General features: G+C 76.0%; 19 protein-coding genes. 12 read left to right on the top strand and 7 right to left on the bottom strand.

The genetic code is table 11. The annotated features are described in order from the left end of the window. The first annotated feature begins 60 nt into the window (after nucleotides 1-60). The 4 genes from ACI8AA_RS21260 (at nucleotide 61) to ACI8AA_RS21245 (ending at nucleotide 3,220) form a co-directional block, all read left to right on the top strand. Nucleotides 61-849 carry a TetR/AcrR family transcriptional regulator C-terminal domain-containing protein gene (locus ACI8AA_RS21260; RefSeq protein ID WP_457046360.1) on the top strand — a complete coding sequence of 263 codons (789 nt, stop codon included), beginning with the start codon at nucleotides 61-63 and terminating at the stop codon, nucleotides 847-849. Nucleotides 850-967: 118 nt separating this feature from the next. After that, nucleotides 968-1,786 carry a DUF2382 domain-containing protein gene (locus ACI8AA_RS21255; protein ID WP_457046359.1) on the top strand — a complete coding sequence of 273 codons (819 nt, stop codon included), beginning with the start codon at nucleotides 968-970 and terminating at the stop codon, nucleotides 1,784-1,786. A gap of 70 nt (nucleotides 1,787-1,856) precedes the next feature. Continuing rightward, the gene (locus ACI8AA_RS21250) at nucleotides 1,857-2,480 is read left to right on the top strand and encodes a hypothetical protein (protein ID WP_457046358.1); all 624 of its coding nucleotides are present in this window, start codon (nucleotides 1,857-1,859) and stop codon (nucleotides 2,478-2,480) included. A 92-nt stretch (nucleotides 2,481-2,572) separates the two neighbouring features. Next, a complete protein-coding gene (locus ACI8AA_RS21245; protein WP_457046357.1) occupies nucleotides 2,573-3,220 on the top strand; it encodes an N-acetyltransferase in 648 nt (215 codons plus the stop codon). Nucleotides 3,221-3,224: 4 nt separating this feature from the next. Here the strand turns inward: ACI8AA_RS21245 and arfB are convergent, their stop codons facing one another. Both arfB and ACI8AA_RS21235 read right to left on the bottom strand, forming a co-directional pair. Beyond that, the gene (gene arfB, locus ACI8AA_RS21240) at nucleotides 3,225-3,665 is read right to left on the bottom strand and encodes an alternative ribosome rescue aminoacyl-tRNA hydrolase ArfB (RefSeq protein ID WP_457046356.1); all 441 of its coding nucleotides are present in this window, start codon (nucleotides 3,663-3,665) and stop codon (nucleotides 3,225-3,227) included. A gap of 106 nt (nucleotides 3,666-3,771) precedes the next feature. Beyond that, the gene (locus ACI8AA_RS21235) at nucleotides 3,772-4,437 is read right to left on the bottom strand and encodes a winged helix-turn-helix transcriptional regulator (RefSeq protein ID WP_457046355.1); all 666 of its coding nucleotides are present in this window, start codon (nucleotides 4,435-4,437) and stop codon (nucleotides 3,772-3,774) included. A gap of 79 nt (nucleotides 4,438-4,516) precedes the next feature. On the opposite strand from ACI8AA_RS21235, the gene ACI8AA_RS21230 reads away from it, so the two are divergent. The 3 genes from ACI8AA_RS21230 to mmuM are packed head-to-tail and all read left to right on the top strand — an operon-like array spanning nucleotide 4,517 to nucleotide 6,510. Then, nucleotides 4,517-5,098 (top strand): dihydrofolate reductase family protein, encoded by a 582-nt coding sequence (locus tag ACI8AA_RS21230; RefSeq protein WP_457046354.1) that lies wholly within the window; start codon nucleotides 4,517-4,519, stop codon nucleotides 5,096-5,098. A 40-nt stretch (nucleotides 5,099-5,138) separates the two neighbouring features. Beyond that, a complete protein-coding gene (locus ACI8AA_RS21225) occupies nucleotides 5,139-5,600 on the top strand; it encodes a group II truncated hemoglobin (RefSeq protein ID WP_457046353.1) in 462 nt (153 codons plus the stop codon). A 13-nt stretch (nucleotides 5,601-5,613) separates the two neighbouring features. Next, nucleotides 5,614-6,510, top strand: coding sequence for a homocysteine S-methyltransferase (gene mmuM / locus ACI8AA_RS21220; RefSeq protein ID WP_457046352.1), 897 nt, complete (start codon nucleotides 5,614-5,616; stop codon nucleotides 6,508-6,510). Between the two features lie 82 nt (nucleotides 6,511-6,592). Here mmuM and ACI8AA_RS21215 read toward each other — a convergent pair whose 3' ends face one another. Both ACI8AA_RS21215 and ACI8AA_RS21210 read right to left on the bottom strand, forming a co-directional pair. Continuing rightward, nucleotides 6,593-7,450: an SDR family oxidoreductase gene (locus ACI8AA_RS21215; RefSeq protein WP_457046351.1), complete on the bottom strand. Its 858-nt coding sequence runs from the start codon at nucleotides 7,448-7,450 to the stop codon at nucleotides 6,593-6,595. A 103-nt stretch (nucleotides 7,451-7,553) separates the two neighbouring features. Then, complete coding sequence (locus tag ACI8AA_RS21210) at nucleotides 7,554-7,691, bottom strand: hypothetical protein (RefSeq protein WP_457046350.1); 138 nt, start codon at nucleotides 7,689-7,691, stop codon at nucleotides 7,554-7,556. Between the two features lie 139 nt (nucleotides 7,692-7,830). Between ACI8AA_RS21210 and ACI8AA_RS21205 the strand changes: the two genes are divergently transcribed. The 4 genes from ACI8AA_RS21205 to ACI8AA_RS21190 all read left to right on the top strand — a co-directional run bounded on the left by ACI8AA_RS21205 (nucleotide 7,831) and on the right by ACI8AA_RS21190 (nucleotide 12,773). After that, nucleotides 7,831-10,383 carry a DEAD/DEAH box helicase gene (locus tag ACI8AA_RS21205; protein WP_457046349.1) on the top strand — a complete coding sequence of 851 codons (2,553 nt, stop codon included), beginning with the start codon at nucleotides 7,831-7,833 and terminating at the stop codon, nucleotides 10,381-10,383. Further along, nucleotides 10,380-11,153, top strand: coding sequence for a sulfite exporter TauE/SafE family protein (locus ACI8AA_RS21200; protein WP_457046348.1), 774 nt, complete (start codon nucleotides 10,380-10,382; stop codon nucleotides 11,151-11,153). Before ACI8AA_RS21205 ends, ACI8AA_RS21200 begins: the two co-directional genes overlap by 4 nt. Then, on the top strand, nucleotides 11,150-11,914 hold the full coding sequence (locus tag ACI8AA_RS21195; protein ID WP_457046347.1) for a sulfite exporter TauE/SafE family protein: 765 nt from the start codon (nucleotides 11,150-11,152) through the stop codon (nucleotides 11,912-11,914). Before ACI8AA_RS21200 ends, ACI8AA_RS21195 begins: the two co-directional genes overlap by 4 nt. Nucleotides 11,915-12,032: 118 nt before the next feature. Then, nucleotides 12,033-12,773, top strand: a complete 741-nt coding sequence (locus ACI8AA_RS21190) for a hypothetical protein (RefSeq protein WP_457046346.1) — start codon at nucleotides 12,033-12,035, stop codon at nucleotides 12,771-12,773. Nucleotides 12,774-12,780: 7 nt separating this feature from the next. Here ACI8AA_RS21190 and ACI8AA_RS21185 read toward each other — a convergent pair whose 3' ends face one another. The 3 genes from ACI8AA_RS21185 to ACI8AA_RS21175 form a co-directional block, all read right to left on the bottom strand. Then, complete coding sequence (locus ACI8AA_RS21185) at nucleotides 12,781-13,380, bottom strand: hypothetical protein (protein ID WP_457046345.1); 600 nt, start codon at nucleotides 13,378-13,380, stop codon at nucleotides 12,781-12,783. Nucleotides 13,381-13,508: 128 nt separating this feature from the next. Continuing rightward, nucleotides 13,509-15,182, bottom strand: coding sequence for an alpha-amylase family protein (locus tag ACI8AA_RS21180; RefSeq protein WP_457046344.1), 1,674 nt, complete (start codon nucleotides 15,180-15,182; stop codon nucleotides 13,509-13,511). Nucleotides 15,183-15,341: 159 nt separating this feature from the next. Continuing rightward, a complete protein-coding gene (locus ACI8AA_RS21175) occupies nucleotides 15,342-16,373 on the bottom strand; it encodes a TIGR03885 family FMN-dependent LLM class oxidoreductase (protein ID WP_457046343.1) in 1,032 nt (343 codons plus the stop codon). 144 nt (nucleotides 16,374-16,517) lie between these two features. Here ACI8AA_RS21175 and malQ point away from each other — a divergent pair, with 144 nt between their 5' ends. Then, nucleotides 16,518-18,407, top strand: coding sequence for a 4-alpha-glucanotransferase (gene malQ, locus ACI8AA_RS21170; protein WP_457046342.1), 1,890 nt, complete (start codon nucleotides 16,518-16,520; stop codon nucleotides 18,405-18,407). Nucleotides 18,408-18,573: the final 166 nt, after the last annotated feature.

Here is an 18,573-nt window from a genome sequence, read left to right as displayed (position 1 = left end):
CAGGGGGTCCGGTGCGGCGACGGTGGTATGCAGGGTCCGACGAGGAACCGGGAGGCAGACGTGGCGCGGACCGACGACACCGTCCCGATGCACCGTCCCGACCCCGACTCGCCGGAGGCCCGTGGCGGCGCCGCGGCCGTCCTCCCCGCCGGCCCCCCCGGCACCGGGCGGGCCTCCCTCGACCGCCGCCGCATCCTGGGCGCGGCCGTCGAGTTCATCGACCGGCACGGTCTGGCCGCCCTCACGATGCGGCGGCTCGGCGCCTTCCTCGGGGTGGAGGCCATGGCGCTCTACCGGTACGTGCCCGGACGCGAGCAGCTGCTCGACGGCGTCGTCGAGACCGTCATCGACGAGCTGTACGGCGATCCCGACGTGCACATACGCGCCGCCGGCGGGTGGCAGGACTTCCTGCAGCGGCTGGCCCATGGCGTCCGGCGGATCGCCCTCGCGCACCCCGAGGTCTTCCCCCTGGTGGCCACCCGGCCGCCGGAGGCCCCCTGGGTCCGCCCGCCGCTGCGCAGCCTGCGCTGGGTCGAGTCCTTCCTCACCGCGATGACCGACAGCGGCTTCGGCGCCGAGGCGGCGGTCGCCGCGTACCGGGCCTACTCGAGCTTCCTGCTCGGACACCTGCTGCTCGAGGTGTCGCAGAAGGGCGTGCAGATCAGCCCCGAGGACGCACCGGGGGGCGTCCCCGGCACCGGGACCGACCTCTCGCAGTACCCGCTCGTCACCGAGCTGGAGGGGCTGCTGTCGCGGGACGAGTCGGCCGCCGAGTTCGAGGAGGCCCTCGAGAACCTGCTCGGCCGCCTGGAGTCCCTCCGGCGGGAGGGGCGCGTCCCCGGGGAGTGAGCCGAAGAGGGTTTACGTCGTAAACCGCGGGGCACCCCCGGAGTGGCCAGCTGACCCCGGGCACTCCGCCGCGTGAGGGAGCCGGCCGATCCCCCACCCCCTTCCGCGAGGAGCGCACGTGATCGACGACCGGCAGATCAGCGACGTCATCGGCAGCACCGCCGTCGGCCCCGACGGCAAGCACGGCAGCGTCGGCGAGGTCTTCCTCGACGACGAGACCGGCCGTCCCGAGTGGGCGACCGTCCGCACCGGCCTGTTCGGCACCAAGGAGGCCTTCGTCCCCCTGGCCGACGCCACGGTCTCCGGCGGCGAGCTGCGCGTCCCCTACGACAAGGCGAAGGTCAAGGGCGCCCCGCACGTCGACGTCTCCGCCGGCCACCTGTCGCCGCAGGAGGAGCAGGAGCTCTACCGCTACTACGGCCTGGGCACCTCGGGCACCGCGACCGGTCAGGCGATGACGGCCGGGACGACGACCGGGACGACGACCGGTGGCCGCGCCGACCTCAGCGGCCGGGAGGGCGTCGTCGGCCGCGACACCTCGGGCCCGACGACCGACAACGCCATGACCCGCTCCGAGGAGCACCTCAACGTGGGCACCCAGCGCGTCGAGGCCGGCAGGGCGCGGCTGCGGAAGTACGTCGTCACGGAGAACGTGAGCCAGACCGTCCCCGTCTCCCACGAGGAGGTCCGGGTCGAGCGCGAGCCCATCACCGACGCCAACATCGGCAACGCGATGGACGGGCCGGCCATCTCCGAGGAGGAGCACGAGGTCGTCCTGCACGCCGAGCGCCCCGTGGTGTCCAAGGAGGCCACGCCGGTCGAGCGCGTCCGCCTCGACACCCAGACGGTGACCGAGCAGCAGCAGGTCACCGAGCAGGTGCGCAAGGAGCAGATCGAGGTCGACGGCGACGTCGACCCGACGACCCGTCGCCGCTGACCCCACCGCGGACCGGCCGGCCCGTCGGCCGGTCCGCACCCGCACTCCCCGATCCCCTCAGGAAGGCACCATGAGCTCCTCTGTCGGCGGCGACGCCACCTCCGGTTCGGTCGGTGCGTCGGCCACCCGCGGCAAGGCCCGTGACGCCGTCGACGCGCAGCACGAGCGCTTCGGCGGCATCAAGTGGGGAGCGGCCTTCTTCGGCTGGCTGTCCGCCAACGGTCTGGCCGTGATCCTGCTGGCCCTGCTGTCCGCCGCCGGCGTCGCCTTCGGCCTGACCCAGGTGTCCAGCGCCGACCAGGCCACCAACCAGGCCACTGCACAGGCCGACACCATCGGCGTCATCGGCGGCATCACGCTGCTGGTCGTGCTGTTCCTGGCCTATCTCGCCGGCGGCTACGTCGCCGGGCGCATGGCCCGGTTCGACGGGGTCCGGCAGGGCATCGCCGTGTGGGTGATCGGCCTGCTGGTCGTCGTCGCCGTCGCCGCCCTCGGCGCGGTGCTCGGCTCGGAGTACGACGTGCTCTCGCGGCTGAACCTGCCCAGCATCCCGATCAGCGGGGACACCCTGACCACCGCCGGGATCGTCGCCGGCATCGCCGCGCTCCTGGTCACGCTGCTCGGCGCGATCCTGGGCGGCAAGCTCGGTACCCGCTACCACCGCAAGGTCGACCGCGCCGGCTTCGACGTGTGAGTCCGACACGCGCCCCGTGGGGCCGGTCCCGTCCCGGGGCCGGCCCCACGGTCGTGTCCGGGCCGTGCGCGCGCCGTGGTGTCATGGCTGGCATGAGCGAACCCGGGCCGACGGTCCACGTCGGCGTCCCGGTGGTCCGGGCGGCCGAGCCGCGCGACGTGCCGCGGATCGCCGCCACCCTCACCGTGGCGCTGGCCGAGTCGCGGTGGGTGCGCTGGGCGCTGCCGCTGGACGGGCGCACGCAGCGGCTCACCCGGCTGGCCGAGCTGGACGCCGGGCACCGCGGGGTCGCCACCGGCACCACCTGGGTCAGTGAGGACGTCGACGCCGTCGCCTCCTGGGACGCCCCCGCCGGGGCCGCGACCCCGCTGCCGGCCGACGTCCGCGCGGCGCTGGAGCGGGAGGTGCCGCGGCTGCACGCCGACCGCGCCGACGCCGTCGCCCGCACCGAGGCCGAGCTCGCCGCCGCGCTGCCCGAGGGCCCGCACTGGCGGCTGCGCGCGCTGGGCACCCGGCCGCGCTCCCGCCGTCGCGGCCTCGGCGGCGCGGTGCTCGCGCCCGTGCTGGCCCGCTGCGACGCCGACGGCGTCCCCGCCGCGCTGGTCGCCCCCGCCTGGGCGGTGGTGCGCTTCGCCCGCGGGTTGGGCTTCGAGGTGACGACGGCGACCCGCTCGGCCGACGGGCAGCTGCCGCTGTGGGTGGCGGTCCGGCCGCCGGGCGTCCCGATGCCGGAGCTGTGAGCGCCTAGTCCCAGCTGCCGCGGCGGCGCTTGAGCTCGCCGCGCCGCTTCTTCTCCGCGATCCGCCGCTCCTGCGAGCCGCGGGTCGGCTTCGTGCGCCGGCGCGGCGGGGGCGGCGCGGCCAGGGCGGCGCGCAGCACCGCGGCCAGCCGCTCGCGCGCGGCGGCCCGGTTGCGCAGCTGCTGGCGGTGCTCGCTCGCCGTGATGGTCAGGACGCCGCCCGCCAGCCGCGAGCCGAGCCGCTCGGCCAGCCGCTGCCGCTGCGCGTCGGTCAGCCCGGGCAGCTCCAGCGGCGCAACGGACAACTCGACGCGGGAGTCGGCGGTGTTGACGCCCTGCCCGCCCGGTCCCGAGGACCGCGAGAAGCGCCAGCCCAGCGCCGCGGCGGGGACGACGAGGGAGCCGGTGACCGGGAGGTCGCCGCTGGTGTCGTCGCTGCCGGGCACCTGCCCAGTCTCACCGACGCCCCGGTGGCCCGCGATCACGGCCCCGCCGTGGGGACACGCCGACGGCGCCCGGCGTGTCCCCCCGCGAGGTCCGTGATCGCGGAGGTCAGGCAGGGACCGGCGGGACGAGCGCGCCCAGCAGCCGGCGCACGACGCCGACGTCGCCGTCGACGCGCAGGTCCCCGGCGGCCAGGGCGTCGTCGAGGGACCGGCGGCCGAAGGCGACCGGGCGGAGCACCGCCGGCGCGCCGGCCAGGACGGCGTCGGGCGCGTCGGTGCCGCCCCGGACGGCCGACAGCCGGCCGTCGGCGACGGTGAGCGCGACCCGGTCGGGCGCGGCGGGGTCGTCGACCGCGAGCTCCACCCGCGCCGACCAGCCGGCCAGCCGGGCGGGGTCGGCGACGGTGCGCAGCGCGAGCACGAACGCGTCGGTGCCCAGGTCCCCGGCCGAGGTCTGCACCGTGCGCGAGCCCCACCGGCCGAGCGCCAGCAGCACGTCCTCGAGCTCGCGCCCGCGCGGCGTGAGGGCGTAGACCCGCCCGCCCACCGGCGGCCCGGCGACCGGCCGCGTGACGACCCCGGCCGCCTCCAGGTCGCGCAGCCGCTGGCTCAGCACGGTCGGGCTGCTGCCGGGCAGCCCGCGCGCGAGGTCGGTGTAGCGCTTCGGACCGAGCAGCAGCTCGCGGACGACGAGCAGCGCCCAGCGCTCCCCCACGACGTCGAGCGCTCGGGCGACCCCGCACGGGTCGTCGTAGCGGCGGCGGTCCGGCACGCGGTCGAGGCTACCCCTTGCGCTCTGTCAGACGTAGTCGCTACTACTGAATCCGTAGCGACGTACCCGAGGAGGAGCCGTGGGCACGATCAGCATCGTCGAGAACGTCAGCCTGGACGGCGTCGTCCAGGCGCCGGCCGCACCGGACGAGGACACCCGCGGCGGGTTCGCCCACGGCGGCTGGTTCGCGCCCTACCCCGACGGCGTCCTCGGCGAGGTCATGGGCCGCGGCATGGCGCGCGAGGGCGCTCTGCTGTTCGGCCGGCGCACCTTCGAGTCGATGCAGGGCGCGTGGGCGGGCACCACCGACAACCCGTTCGGCCCGGTGCTCGACGCGAAGCAGAAGTACGTCGTCACCCGGGACCCGGTCTACGCGCCGACGTGGGCGCACACCACGGTCCTCGCCGGCGGCGCCGCCGCGACCGTCGCCGAGCTGAAGGCCGCCGTCGACACCGACCTCACCGTGCTCGGCAGCCCCGACCTGCTGGCCACCCTGCTCCCGGCGGGCCTGGTCGACGACGCGTGGCTCGCCGTCGCGCCGGTCGCCCTGGGCAGCGGCCGCACCCTGTTCCCGGCCGGGGCGCGCCTGCGCTGGGAGCTGGTCGAGTCGGTGCCGACGACGACCGGCGTCGTCCTGTCCCACTACCGCCTCGCGCGCTGAGTCCTTCCTCGCCGCCGGGGGCCGTGGTGCGCTGGCCGGCGTGCCACCCACGCTCTACGAGTGGGCCGGCGGCGCCCCGACCTCCCGGCGCCTGATCGACGCGTTCCACGACCGGGTCGAGCGGGACGACCTGCTCGGCCCGCTGTTCCCCGGCGGCGTGTCCGAGGCGCACCGCGCGCACGTCACCGCCTGGTGGTGCGAGGTGTTCGGCGGCCCGCCGCTCTACACCGAGCAGCTCGGCGGCTACGAGCGGATGCTCGCCCACCACCGCGGGCTGGGGCTGGTGCCCGAGCAGCGCTTCCGGTTCGCCACGCTGATGAGCCGCGCCGCCGACGACGCCGGCCTGCCCGACGACCCCGAGTTCCGCGCGGCCTTCGTCGGCTACGTCGAGTGGGGCACCCGGCTGGCGCTGGCCAACTCGCAGGACGGCGCCGCCGTCGTCGAGCACGCCCCGGTGCCGCGGTGGGGCTGGGGCGTGGCGCCGCCGTACCGGCCCTCCTGAGGACGATGGGGCGGTGACCTCCCTGCCCGCCGCGCTCGCCGCCGGCCCGGTCCTGCTCGACGGCGGCCTGTCCACCGAGCTCGAGGCCCGCGGGCACGACGTCGCCTCGGTGCTGTGGTCGGCGCGGCTGCTGCGCGACGACCCGGGCGCCGTCGTCGCCGCGCACGCCGCCTTCGCCGCCGCCGGGGCGCAGGTGGCGACGACGGCGAGCTACCAGGCGACCGTCGAGGGGTTCGCCGCGGTCGGCGTGGACCGGGACGAGGCGCTGGCCCTGGTCGCCCGCTCGGTGGCGCTGGCCCGCGAGGGGGCGCCGGGCGCGTGGGTGGCCGGGTCGGTGGGGCCGTACGGCGCCGCGCTGGCCGACGGCTCGGAGTACACCGGCGCGTACGTGGCCGAGGTCGGCGTCGACCGGCTGCGTGCGTTCCACCGGCCCCGGATGGCCGCGCTCGCCGACGCCGGCGCCGACGTGCTCGCGTGCGAGACGCTGCCGGCCTCCGCGGAGGTGGAGGCGGTGCTGGCCGAGGCGACCTCGCTGGGCCTGCCGCTGTGGCTGTCGCTGACCACCGTCGTGGACGCCGGCGGCGTGGTGCGCACCCGGCGCGGCGAGCGCGCGGCGGAGGTGTTCGCGATGGCGCGCGGCGTGCCCGGGGTGGTCGCCGTCGGCGTCAACTGCACCGACCCGGCCGGGGTGCTGCCGGCGCTGGCGGCCGCGGCGGCCGCCGGGGTGCCGCTGGTCGCCTACCCGAACAGCGGCGAGGGGTGGGACGCCGCGGCCCGGCGCTGGACGGGCGCCGGCGGCATCGACCCCGGCGACGCCGCGGCGTGGGTGGCCGCCGGCGCGCGGCTGGTCGGCGGCTGCTGCCGGGTGCGCCCGGCCGACGTCGCCGCGCTCGCCCGCACGATCAGCTGAGCCGAGTGCCGCGTCCTGGCCCACCGCCGACGGTGGGCCAGGACGCGTCAGCGTGAACTCAGCTGGTCATCCGCGGACGGCGCTACAGGATCGGGTTGCCGCCGGTCACCGCGACGCGCGCGCCCGACACGTAGGACGCCTCGTCGCTGGCCAGCAGCACGTACACCGGCGCGAGCTCGGCCGGCTGACCGGCGCGGCCCATCGGCACCTGCTGGCCGAAGCTGGCCACCTTCTCCTCGGGCATGGTCGCGGGGATCAGCGGCGTCCAGACCGGCCCGGGCGCGACGCTGTTGGCCCGGATGCCCTTCTCGGCGTACATCTGCGCGAGGCTCGCGGTGAAGTTCGCGATGCCGGCCTTGGTCATGGCGTAGGGCGCGAGGCTCGGGCTCGGCATGTCGGAGTTCACCGACGACGAGTTGATGATCGACCCGCCCGCCGGCATGTGCGGGATCACATCCTTGCAGAGGGTGAACATCGCGGTGAGGTTGGTGGCCACCGTGTGGTCCCACTCCTCGTCGGAGACCTCGTCCAGGCTGTCGTGCGACATCTGGAAGGCGGCGTTGTTCACCAGGACGTCGACCTTGCCGAACTCCTCGACGGCCTTCGGGATGATCGTCTTGGCGTGCGCCCGGTCGGAGAGGTCACCGGGCACCAGCACGCACCGGCGGCCGGCCTCCTCGACGTACTTCTTGGTGTCCTCGGCGTCCTCGTGCTCGGAGAGGTAGGAGATGAGGACGTCGGCGCCCTCGCGGGCGAAGGCGATCGCGACGGCACGGCCGATGCCGCTGTCGCCGCCGGTGACGACCGCGGCCTTGCCGGCCAGCCGGCCCGACCCGCGGTAGGTCTCCTCACCGTGGTCGGGCTTCGGCTCCATCTCGCCGAGCGTCCCCGGCGGGGTCTGCTGCTGCTCGGGCTGGGACTCGGGGCGGGGTGACGACACGGGGGGCTCCTCCTGCTGGCGGGTCCGGCGGGGCGGGTCTGCTCCCCGTCCCGCCCTCGCCGACCCGCCTACCCGTGCGGTCCCGTGCGGAACCCGGGCGGCGTCAGGCCGCGCGCCGCGGCCGCGCCTGCGCGGCCGGCAGCGGCGAGCCCCACCGCATCTCGATCCGGCGACGCCCGTCGGCGTCGGTCACCGTCACCCAGTGGCACTCGGGGCAGTTCTTCTCCAGCATGCGTCTCATCCACCTTCCGTTCACCTTCTGTTCACTTTGATCGACGGAGGCGAACCGCGCCACACACCCCCGGGCGAGTCGTGACCGTTTCGTTACGTCGCCCCGGCGTCCGGGAAGGCCGGGAGCATCGGGCACGCTGTCCCTCACGATGACCGCGACCGCGCCCCTCCCCCTGCTCGACGACCCCGGCGACCTCACCGCCCTCCGGGCGCGCGGCAGCGACCCCGACGAGCTGTTCACCTCCTTCGCGGCCTGGGCCGAGGACGGCGGCACGCCGCTGTACCCGCACCAGGAGGAGGCGCTGATCGAGCTGGTCAGCGGCGCCAACGTCGTCCTCGCGACGCCGACCGGGTCGGGCAAGTCCCTGGTGGCCACCGGCGCGCAGTACGCGGCGATGGCGGCCGGACGCCGCAGCTTCTACACCGCGCCGATCAAGGCCCTGGTGAGCGAGAAGTTCTTCGCGCTGTGCGGGGTGTTCGGCGCGGCCAACGTCGGCATGCTGACCGGCGACGCGAGCGTCAACGCCGGCGCGCCGGTCATCGCCTGCACCGCCGAGGTGCTCGCCAACGTGGCGCTGCGCGAGGGCGCCGACGCCGACATCGGCCTCGTCGTCATGGACGAGTTCCACTTCTACGGCGACCCCGACCGCGGCTGGGCCTGGCAGGTGCCGCTGCTCGAGCTGCCGCGGGCGCAGTTCCTCCTGATGAGCGCCACGCTGGGCAACACCGACGCGCTGCGCGAGGACCTCACCCGCCGCACCGGCCGGCCCACCGCGCTGGTCGCGAGCGCCGAGCGCCCGGTCCCCCTGCACCACTGGTACGCGACGACGCCGGCGCACGAGACCATCCAGGAGCTGCTGGACACGAAGCAGGCGCCGGTCTACGTCGTGCACTTCACCCAGGCCCAGGCGCTGGAGCGGGCGCAGGCCCTGATGAGCGTCAACGTGTGCACGAAGGAGGAGAAGGCCGCGATCGCCGACGCGATCGGCGGGTTCCGGTTCACCTCGGCCTTCGGGACGACGCTGTCGCGGCTGGTGCGCCACGGCATCGGCGTCCACCACGCCGGGATGCTGCCCAAGTACCGGCGGCTGGTGGAGCAGCTGGCCCAGGCCGGGCTGCTCAAGGTCATCTGCGGCACCGACACCCTCGGCGTCGGCATCAACGTGCCCATCCGCACCGTCGTGTTCTCCGCGCTGAGCAAGTACGACGGCAGCCGCACCCGGCTGCTCAACGCCCGCGAGTTCCACCAGATCGCCGGGCGGGCCGGGCGCGCGGGCTACGACACCGCGGGCACCGTCGTCGTCCAGGCGCCCGAGCACGAGGTGGAGAACCTCCGGCAGTTCGCCAAGGTCGCCGACGACCCGAAGAAGCGCCGCAAGCTGGTCCGCAAGAAGGCGCCCGAGGGGATGGTGCCGTGGTCGAAGTCGACCATGGAGCGCCTGGTCGCCGCCGACCCCGAGCCGCTGACCAGCCACATGCGGGTGACGACGGCGATGCTGCTCGACGTCGTCGACCGGCCCGGCGACCCGGTCGCGGCGCTGCGCCGGCTGCTCACCGACAACCACGAGCCGCGCAAGCGGCAGCTGCGGCTCATCCGCGAGGCGGTGGGCATCGCCCGCTCGCTGCTGCAGGCCGGCGTGCTCGAGCGGCTGCCCGAGCCGGAGCCCGACGGCCGCCGCCACCGGCTGACGGTCGACCTGCCGCCGGACTTCGCGCTCAACCAGCCGCTGTCGACGTTCGCCCTCGCCGCGATCGAGCTGCTCGACCCCGCCTCGGACACCTTCGCCCTCGACGTCGTCAGCGTCGTGGAGGCCACCCTCGACGACCCGCGGCAGATCCTGGCCGCGCAGCTGAACAAGGCGCGCGGCGAGGCGGTCGCGCAGATGAAGGCCGAGGGCATCGAGTACGACGAGCGCATCGAGCTGCTCGAGGACGTCACCTACCCGAAGCCGCTCGAGGAGCTGCTCGAGCACGCCTTCGCCGTCTACGTGCGCAGCAACCCGTGGGCCGCCGACGCGCACCCCTCGCCGAAGTCCGTCGTCCGCGAGACGTGGGAGCGGGCGATGACGTTCAAGGAGCTGGTCTCCACCTACGGGCTGACCCGCTCCGAGGGGGCGGTGCTGCGCTACCTCTCCGACGCGGTGAAGGCGCTGCGGTCCGGCGTGCCCGCGGCCGCGCGCACCGAGGAGGTCACCGACGTGGTCGAGTGGCTCGGCGAGCTGGTGCGGCAGGTGGACTCCAGCCTCCTCGACGAGTGGGAGCAGCTGACCAGCCCGGACCAGCCGCTGGACGAGCCGGTCGCCGTCCCGGCGCGGGCCCGGCCGCTCACCGGCAACGAGCGGGCGTTCACCGCGATGGTCCGCAACGCGCTGTTCGCCCGGGTGCAGCTGTGGGCGCGGCGCCGCTGGTACGACCTCGGCGAGCTCGACGCCGGCTCCGGCTGGGACGCCGAGCGGTGGGGCGAGGTGGTCCGCGGCTACTTCGCCGAGCACGCCGAGGTGGGCACCGGCGCCGACGCCCGCGGCCCGGCGCTGCTCGTGTGGGACCGGGGCGAGCCCGGGGTGTGGCGGGTGCGGCAGATCCTCGACGACCCGGCCGGTGACCACGACTGGGGCATCGACGCCGAGGTGGACCTGGCCGCCTCCGACGAGGCCGGCGAGCTGGTGCTGCGCGTCGTCGACGCCGGCCGCAAGGACGCGTGACGCCCGCCGAGGTGCTCGCCGTGCTCGCCGCCGGTGGCGCGGCGGGCGCGATCAACGCCGTCGTCGGGTCCGGGACGCTGGTGACCTTCCCGGTGCTGCTGGCCACCGGGCTGCCGCCGGTCACCGCGAGCGTGTCCAACACGCTGGGGCTCGTGCCGGGCAACGTGAGCGGGGCGGTCGGCTACCGCCGCGAGCTCGCCGGGCAGCGCGGGCTGGTGCTGCGGCTGCTGCCGGCGTCGGCGCTGGGCGCGCTGACCGGTGCGGTCCTGCTGCTGCACCTGCCGGCGGCGGCGTTCGAGGCGGTGGTGCCGGTGCTGGTCGGGCTGGCCGTCGTGCTGGTCGCCGTCCAGCCGCTGCTGACCCGCCGGCTGGCCGCCCGCCGCACCGCCGACGGCGCGACGCCGCACCGGTGGCGGCTGGCCGGCCTGGTCGCCGGCGCCTACGCGACCGGCAGCTACGGCGGCTACTTCGCCGCCAGCCAGGGCGTGCTGCAGATGGGGGTGTTCGGGTTGCTGCTCGCGGAGCCGCTGCAGCGCCTGAACGCGCTCAAGAACGTGCTCAGCGCCGCGGTGAACGCCGTCGCGGCGACGGCCTACGTCGTCGTCGCGCCCGACCGGGTCGACTGGGCCGCCGCCGGGCTGGTCGCCGGCGGCTCCGTGGTGGGCGGCGCGCTCGGCGCCCGGTACGGCCGCCGGCTGCCCGCGGCGGTCCTGCGGACGGCGATCGTCGTCCTCGGCTGCGTGGCCATCGGCGTGCTGGTGGCCCGGTGACCGTCCTGGAGTGGCTGCTGCTGGTCCTCGCCGGGATCGGCGCCGGGCTGGCCGGCAGCATCGCCGGGCTGGCCTCGCTGGTGAGCTACCCGGCGCTGCTGGCCACCGGGCTGCCGCCGGTCACCGCCAACGTCACCAACACCGTCGCCCTGGTGCTGACCAGCGTGGGGTCGGTGAGCGCGTCCCGGCCGGAGCTGGCCGGGCAGGGCCGGCGGCTGCTGCCGCTGGCCGCCGCCGGGGTGGTCGGCGGGGTGGCGGGCGCGGCGCTGCTGCTGCTCACCCCCGCCGAGGCGTTCGAGCGGCTGGTCCCGCTGCTCATCGGCGGCGCGGCGCTGGCCATCCTGCTGCAGCGGCCGCCGGGCGAGCTGGCCGAGGAGGGCCGCCGGGTGCACGGCGCCCGGGACCCGTGGTGGCTGGTCGCCGGCACCGGCGTCATCGGGGTCTACGGCGGCTACTTCGGCGCCGCCGCCGGGGTACTGCTGCTCGCGCTCGTGCTGCTGGGCACCGGCGAGGGCCTGCCGAGCAGCAACGCGCTCAAGAACGTCGTCCTGGGGGCGGCGAACGCGGTGGCCGCCGTGGGGTTCGTGGTGCTCGCGCCGGTGGCCTGGAGCGCCGCGCTGCCCCTGGCGCTGGGCTGCCTGGCCGGCGGCCGGCTCGGCCCGCGGGTCGTGCGGCGCGCGCCGCAGACCCTGCTGCGCCGGCTGATCGCGCTCGCCGGGCTGGGCCTGGCCGTCGTCCTCGCCGTGCAGGCGTACGGATGAGCCCCGAGGTGTGGTGCACGCGCGGCGGCTGGACCAAGGTGGCCACGGGTCGCGAGACGCGCAGGTCCGGGGAGCGGCCACCGGGAGGACCGGCGACCAGGACGACGGGAGTGGACGGGTGACGGCGAGTGACGCGGCGACGCGGTTCCTGGACGCACTGCAGGACCCGCCGGGCGACGGCGAGGACGGCCCGGAGATGGTGCCCTCCCGGCTGGCCCGGGCGGCGGCGCAGGCGGTCCGGGTGGACGGCGCGGCGCTGAGCATCCACGAGGGCGCCGGGCTGCGGACGCCGATCGGCGCGAGCGACCGCACCACCTCGCGGGCCGAGCAGCTGCAGTTCACCGCCGGCGACGGCCCGTGCCTGCGCGCCCACGACACCGGCAGCGCCATCGTCTTCGACATCGAGGACATCCACCGCAACTGGCCCGAGCTGCACGAGGCGCTGCTCGGCGAGACGCCCTACCGCGCGGTGTTCTCGGTGCCGCTGGCCCCGCCGCTGGGACCCACGGTGATCGTCGACCTCTACGCGCGGGAGCTGGGCACGCTCACCGGTGTCCCGCGCGACGACGTCGAGGCGGTCGTCGTGTGCCTGACCGAGGAGCTGGTGCGCGCCTCCGGCGGGGTGGCCGACGAGGGCGGCCACCGGTGGTGGGACTCCCCCGACGCCCGCCGCCGCAGCCGCGTGTGGCAGGCGACCGGTGTGGCCACGGTGGCGCTCGGCCTCGACGTGGTGGACACCCTGGCCGTGCTGCGCGCGTACGCCTTCGCCACCGGGCGGGTGGTCGACGACGTCGCCGACGACATCGTCGAGGGCCGGCTGGACCCCGCCACGCTGCGCGACCCCGACGCGGTGGGCTGAGGCGCCCCTAGCGCGCGGTGTAGGCGGCGAGGAAGAGCACGAACGCGCTGGAGCCGAGCAGCAGGCGGGCCGGGGTGAGCCCGTTGATCAACCCCGCGGTCGCCTCCACCCAGGCCGGCCGCACCGCGGCCTCGCGGGCGCCGCGGCGGACCAGCCGCACCTCGTCGGCCAGCAGCGCCCCGGCCGCGCCGAGCATCACCAGCCCGACGACGAGGAACACCAGCGCCAGGCGCTCGGCGAACGCCTCGGCCCGCCCGCCGAGCAGCAGGACGGCGACCACCCCGGCCACCAGGCCGAGGACCGCCCCGGCCGCCGGCGCCCACGGGCCCATGCGGGTCAGCGGGTCGCTCCGGCGGGCCCGGACCACCGGCGGCCGCCCGGTCACCGGCCCGGTGGGCTGGACGCCGCCCTCGGCGCCGGGCGCGGGCCCGCCCGCCGCCGGCCCGCCCGCCGCCGGTCCTCCCGGAGGGCCGCCGGGGGCAGGGGCGGCGCTTCCGGGGGACGCCTGGCCGGCCGCGGTCGCCCCGCCCGGGCCCGGGTCGCCGGGCGGGTACTGCACGGGGGCGGTCGGCGGGGCGGTGGGCGCGGGGACGGCGGGCTCGGTCATCGCCCGCGACGCTAGGACGCCCCTCCGACAGCTCCGCGCAGGCCGCCCGGGCGCGGCGGGACCCGCCGGTCCCGCGCCGGGACGACGCGGCGCGCGACCACGCCCCGTCGTCCCGGGATGACGGCGCGTCAGAGCAGCCGGCGGCTGTCCTCGGCGACCACCCGCAGCCAGCGGTACCCGTAGCCCTCCAGCGCCAGCTCCACCGCGCCGTCGTCGCCGATCGGCGTCGTCTGGGTGACCAGCAGGTCCTCCAGCCGGTGCGCGGCGTCGCAGCCGTCGAGCACGAGCGGCACCACGCGCGGCTCGGGGCCGAGGTTGTGGACGGCGACCAGCGTGCCGTCGTCCCACTCGCAGACGTGCGCGAGCACCTCCGGGTGCGGCTGCTCGAGCACCCGGAACGAGCCCCAGCCCAGCTCCGGCGACTCGCGGTAGCGGCGGATGAGCAGCTTCACGAACGACAGCAGCGAGTCGGGGTCGCGGCGCTGGTCAGCGACGTTGACGAACTCCGGGGCGAAGCCGCCGGTGACCACGGGCCCGGGCAGCCGGTCGGCGTCGGCGGTGGAGAACCCGCCGTTGCGCCCGGCGGTCCACTGCATCGGCGTCCGGACCGCGAGCCGGCCCTCGGCGTCGAGGTCCTCGCCCATGCCGATCTCCTCGCCGTAGAAGAGCACCGGCGTGCCGGGCAGCGAGAACAGCAGGCTGTAGACCATCCGCACCCGCCGCGGGTCGCCGTCGAGCATCGGCGGCAGCCGGCGGCGCAGGCCGCGGCCGTAGACCTGCATCCGCTCCTCCGGGCCGAAGGCGGCGAATACCTCCTCGCGCTCGTCCTCGGAGAGCTTGTCGAGGGTGAGCTCGTCGTGGTTGCGGACGAAGGTCGCCCACTGGCTGTCGGGGTCCACCTCGGGCCGGCCGGTGAGCGCCTGCACCAGCGGGCCGGCGTCGGCGCGGGCCAGCGACAGGTACATCGCCTGCATGCCGACGAAGTCGAACAGCATGGTCAGCTCGTCGCCGTCGTCGCCGCCGAAGAACTCCTTCTGCTGCTCGTGCGGCAGGTTCACCTCGCCGAGCAGCACGCCGCTGCCGGTGCGCCGGCCGACCAGCGAGCGCAGCGCGCGCAGGTACTCGTGCGGGTCGGGGAAGTGCTCGGCGTCGGCGCCGTCCTGGGTCTCGAGGAAGAACGGGACGGCGTCCACGCGGAAGCCCGACAGCCCCAGCTGCAGCCAGAAGCCCATGATCTTGGCGACCTCGTCGCGCACCCGCGGGTTGGTGACGTCGAGGTCGGGCTGCTCCTTGTAGAACCGGTGCAGGTACCACTCCCCCGTCGGCTCGTTGCGCGTCCAGACCGAGTCCTCCTGGTCGGGGAAGACCACCTGGTCGGAGGTGTCCGGCGGCTCGTCGTCGCGCCACACGTAGAAGTCGTGGAAGGGCGCGTCGCGGCTCTGCCGGCCCTGCTGGAACCAGGGGTGCTGGATCGAGGTGTGGTTGACGACGAGGTCGGCGATCACCCGGATGCCGCGGTCGTCGGCCGTGCGGATGACCTCGACCAGGTCGCCGTGCGTGCCCAGCCGCGGGTCGACGCCGAAGAAGTCGGTGATGTCGTAGCCGTCGTCGCGCTCGGCGGTCGGGTAGAAGGGCATCAGCCACAGGCAGGTGACGCCGAGGTCGGCGAGGTGGTCGATCCGCTGGGCCAGGCCCGCGAGGTCACCGCACCCGTCGCCGTTCCAGTCCATGAACGTCTCGACGTCAAGGCAGTACACGACCGCCGTCTTCCACCAGAGGTCCGCCGTGTCCGTGATCCGCACCCGGCGAGCCTGTCGATCACGGCCCCGCGGGGCAACCGGACGGCGCGGGGCCGCTGCCGTCCGCCCGTGTCGACCACCGGGTGCGTGCACGGGACACGCGCGGACACGCCGCCGCGGACGGCAACGAGCCGATGATCATCGGGTGCGGTCGGCGGGCGGCTACTTCAGGACGGCGGGCTGCGGCTCCTGGTGCGGCCGCAGCGGGTTGACCGCGACGGCCGGCGCGGGCCGGGTGACGTCGAGCCGCGGCAGCACGTGCTCGCCGAAGGCGTCGAGGAACGGCTTCTGCTCCTTGCCCACGTGGTGCAGGTAGACCTGGTCGAAGCCGAGGTCCACGTACTCGGCGATCCACGCGGCGTGCTGCCCGAGGTCCGAGGACACCCGCACCGCCGTCGTCACGTCCTCGGGGCGCACGTGCGCGCTGGCCTGGTCGAACGCCGTCGTCGTGTCGAGGTCCCAGCACAGCGGCGGCGCGAACACGTTGCTGCGCCACTGGTCGTGCGCGATGGCCAGCGCGCGGTCCTCGTCGGGGTCCCAGGACACGTGCACCTGGATGGTCAGCGTCCCCTGCCCCCCGGCGTCCCGGTAGGACGAGACGACGTCGCGCAGCACGTCGTGCGGCTGGTTGATGGTGACCAGCCCGTCGGCCCACTCGGCGTGCCGGGCGGCGGTGCGGGCGGTGACGGCGGGGGCGATCAGCGCGGGCTGCTGCTCGGGCAGCGTCCAGATCTGCGCGCGGTCGACGACGACCAGCCCGTCGTGGCTGACCTCCTCGCCGGCCAGCAGCGCGCGGATGACGTCGATGCACTCGCGCAGCCGCGCGTCGCGGATGTCCTTGTTCGGCCAGACGTGCCCGGTGACGTGCTCGTTCATGGCCTCGCCCGACCCCAGCGCCACCCAGAACCGGCCGGGGAACATCGCGCCGAGGGTCGCGATCGCCTGGGCGACGATCACCGGGTGGTAGCGCTGGCCGGGGGCGTTGACCGCGCCGAACGGCAGCCCGGTGGTGGCCAGCGCCGCGCCCAGCCACGACCACGCGAAGCCCGACTCCCCCTGCCGCGGGTTCCACGGCGTCAGGTGGTCCGAGCACATCGCCGCGGTGAACCCGACCTCCTCGGCGTGCTGCGAGGCGGCCAGGAGCTCGGCCGGGTGGACCTGCTCGTGCGAGTTGTGGAAGCCGATCACGGTCACCGCTCGTGCCTACCCCAGCGCCTGGTCGACGGCCACAGGACCGCCGGGTGCCGGAACCGCGGCCGGCCGGGGCGGGACGGGGGGAGAGCGGCGCCACGCCGCGCCTGCGCTGCGATCAGCCGGGCCCGCCGTGAGGATCGGGGGGTGACACGCACCAGCAGCACCGACCGCTGGGGCATCGACGCCACCTGGCTCGACGCCCTCGACGAGGAACACGAGGTCGCCCAGGCCACCATCGACCGCCTGCGGGAGGTGATCGGCGAGCCGCCGGAGGACCTCGAGCACCGGGCGCCCATCGTCGCCCGCCCCGGCGACGTCCTGGAGGTCGACGAGGCCGAGGTGACCCTCGAGGACGGGTCCACCCGGCACGTCGACGGCGAGCTGCCCGCCGACTTCCCGCTCGGCTACCACTGGCTGCAGGAGCCCGGGGGCCCGCGGCGCCGGCTGGTCGTGTCCCCCGGCCGGTGCTGGCTGCCGGAGGACCGTGCCTGGGGCTGGGCGGTGCAGCTCTACGCCACCCGCAGCCGCGGCAGCTGGGGCATCGGCGACCTCGCCGACCTGCGCGCCGTCCGCGAGATGGCCGCCGGCCAGGGCGCGGGCTTCGTGCTCATCAACCCGCTGCACGCCGTCGCCCCGACCCCGCAGCAGGAGGCCAGCCCCTACCTGCCGGCCACCCGCCGCTTCCGCAACCCCGTCTACCTCCGCGTCGAGGAGGTGCCCGGCGCCGACCGCGTCGACCTCGACGGCGACGCCGGCCGCGCCCTGTCCGAGGGCGACCTCATCGACCGCGACGCGATCTGGGCCCGCAAGCGCGAGGTCCTGCGCCGGGTGTTCGACGCCACCGGCCGCGACGACCCCGCCTTCCCCGACTGGTGGTGGCACCAGGGGCAGAAGCTGCAGGACTGGGCGACCTGGTGCGCGCTGGCCGACGTGCACGGCCCCGACTGGCACACCTGGCCCGAGGAGCTGCGCGACCCGCGCAGCGGCGCCGTCGGCTCCTTCGCGGCCGCGCACGAGCGCGACGTCGCCTTCCACGCCTGGCTGCAGTGGTGCCTGGCGCTGCAGCTCGAGCGCGCCACCGAGGGCATGACGGTCATCCAGGACCTGCCGATCGGCGTGGCCGGCGGCGGCGCCGACGCCTGGACCTGGCAGGGGGTGCTGGCGCAGGGCGCGACCGTCGGGGCGCCGCCGGACGAGTTCAACGCGCAGGGCCAGGACTGGGGCTCCCCGCCGCTGGTGCCGTGGCGGCTGCAGGAGTGGGACTACGAGCCGTTCGTCGAGTCGATCCGCGCCACGATGGCCGGCGCCGGCGGGCTGCGCATCGACCACGTCATGGGCCTGTTCCGGCTGTGGTGGGTGCCCTCGGGCGGGAGCGCCGCCGACGGCGCCTACGTCCGCTACCCCGCCGAGGACCTGCTGGACATCGTGGCGCTGGAGAGCCACCGGGCGCGGGCGGTCGTCGTCGGCGAGGACCTGGGCACGGTCGAGGACGGCGTCCGGGAGGCCATGGCCGAGCACGGCATCCTCAGCTACCGGCTGCTGTGGTTCGAGGACGACGACCCCGCCGAGTGGCCCGAGGAGGCCATGGCCGCGATCACCACGCACGACCTGCCGACCGTGGCGGGGCTGTGGACCGGGGCCGACGTCGAGGAGCAGCGCGAGCACGGGACCGGCAGCGACGAGGAGCTCGAGCGCGGCCGGCGGTCGCTGCTGGAGCGGCTCCCGGGGCTGCGCGAGAACGCGAAGCCGGAGGCGGCGGTGACGCGGGCGCACGAGCTGCTCGGACGGGCGCCGTCGCTGCTGCTGTCGGCCACCCTCGACGACGCGCTCGCCGTGCGGCGCCGGCCCAACATGCCCGGCACCACCGACCGGCCCAACTGGTCGCTGCCGCTGCCGGTGCCCGTCGAGGACCTGCCGGGCCACCCGCTGCTGCAGGAGGTCGCGCAGACCCTCGCCGCGGGCGTGCTCGCGACGACCGACCCCGAGGAGGACGCGATCGGCGAGCAGGCCGGCGGGGAGGCCCGTCGGGACTGAACGGCCCGCGAGACACGTCCGGGGGGGGGGCCCCCCCCCGCCGCCCCCCCCCCCCCCCCCCCCCCCAACCCCCCCCCCCCCCCCCCCCCCCCCCCCCCCCCCCCCCCCCCCCCCCCCCCCCCCCCCCCCCCCCCCCCCCCCCCCCCCCCCCCCCCCCCCCCCCCCC

This window comes from Geodermatophilus sp. SYSU D01180 (assembly GCF_054050415.1).
The sequence above is the reverse complement of the archived record's forward strand: the minus strand, read 5'-3'. Positions and strand labels throughout refer to the sequence as shown.

Excerpts from the sequence above, each read along its gene's own strand:
- ACI8AA_RS21250 (WP_457046358.1), top strand. The coding sequence starts at position 1,857 with ATGAGCTCCTCTGTCGGCGGCGACGCCACCTCCGGTTCGGTCGGTGCG.
- ACI8AA_RS21245 (WP_457046357.1), top strand. The coding sequence starts at position 2,573 with ATGAGCGAACCCGGGCCGACGGTCCACGTCGGCGTCCCGGTGGTCCGG.
- ACI8AA_RS21210 (WP_457046350.1), bottom strand. The coding sequence starts at position 7,691 with ATGAGACGCATGCTGGAGAAGAACTGCCCCGAGTGCCACTGGGTGACG.
- ACI8AA_RS21205 (WP_457046349.1), top strand. The coding sequence starts at position 7,831 with ATGACCGCGACCGCGCCCCTCCCCCTGCTCGACGACCCCGGCGACCTC.
- ACI8AA_RS21185 (WP_457046345.1), bottom strand. The coding sequence starts at position 13,380 with ATGACCGAGCCCGCCGTCCCCGCGCCCACCGCCCCGCCGACCGCCCCC.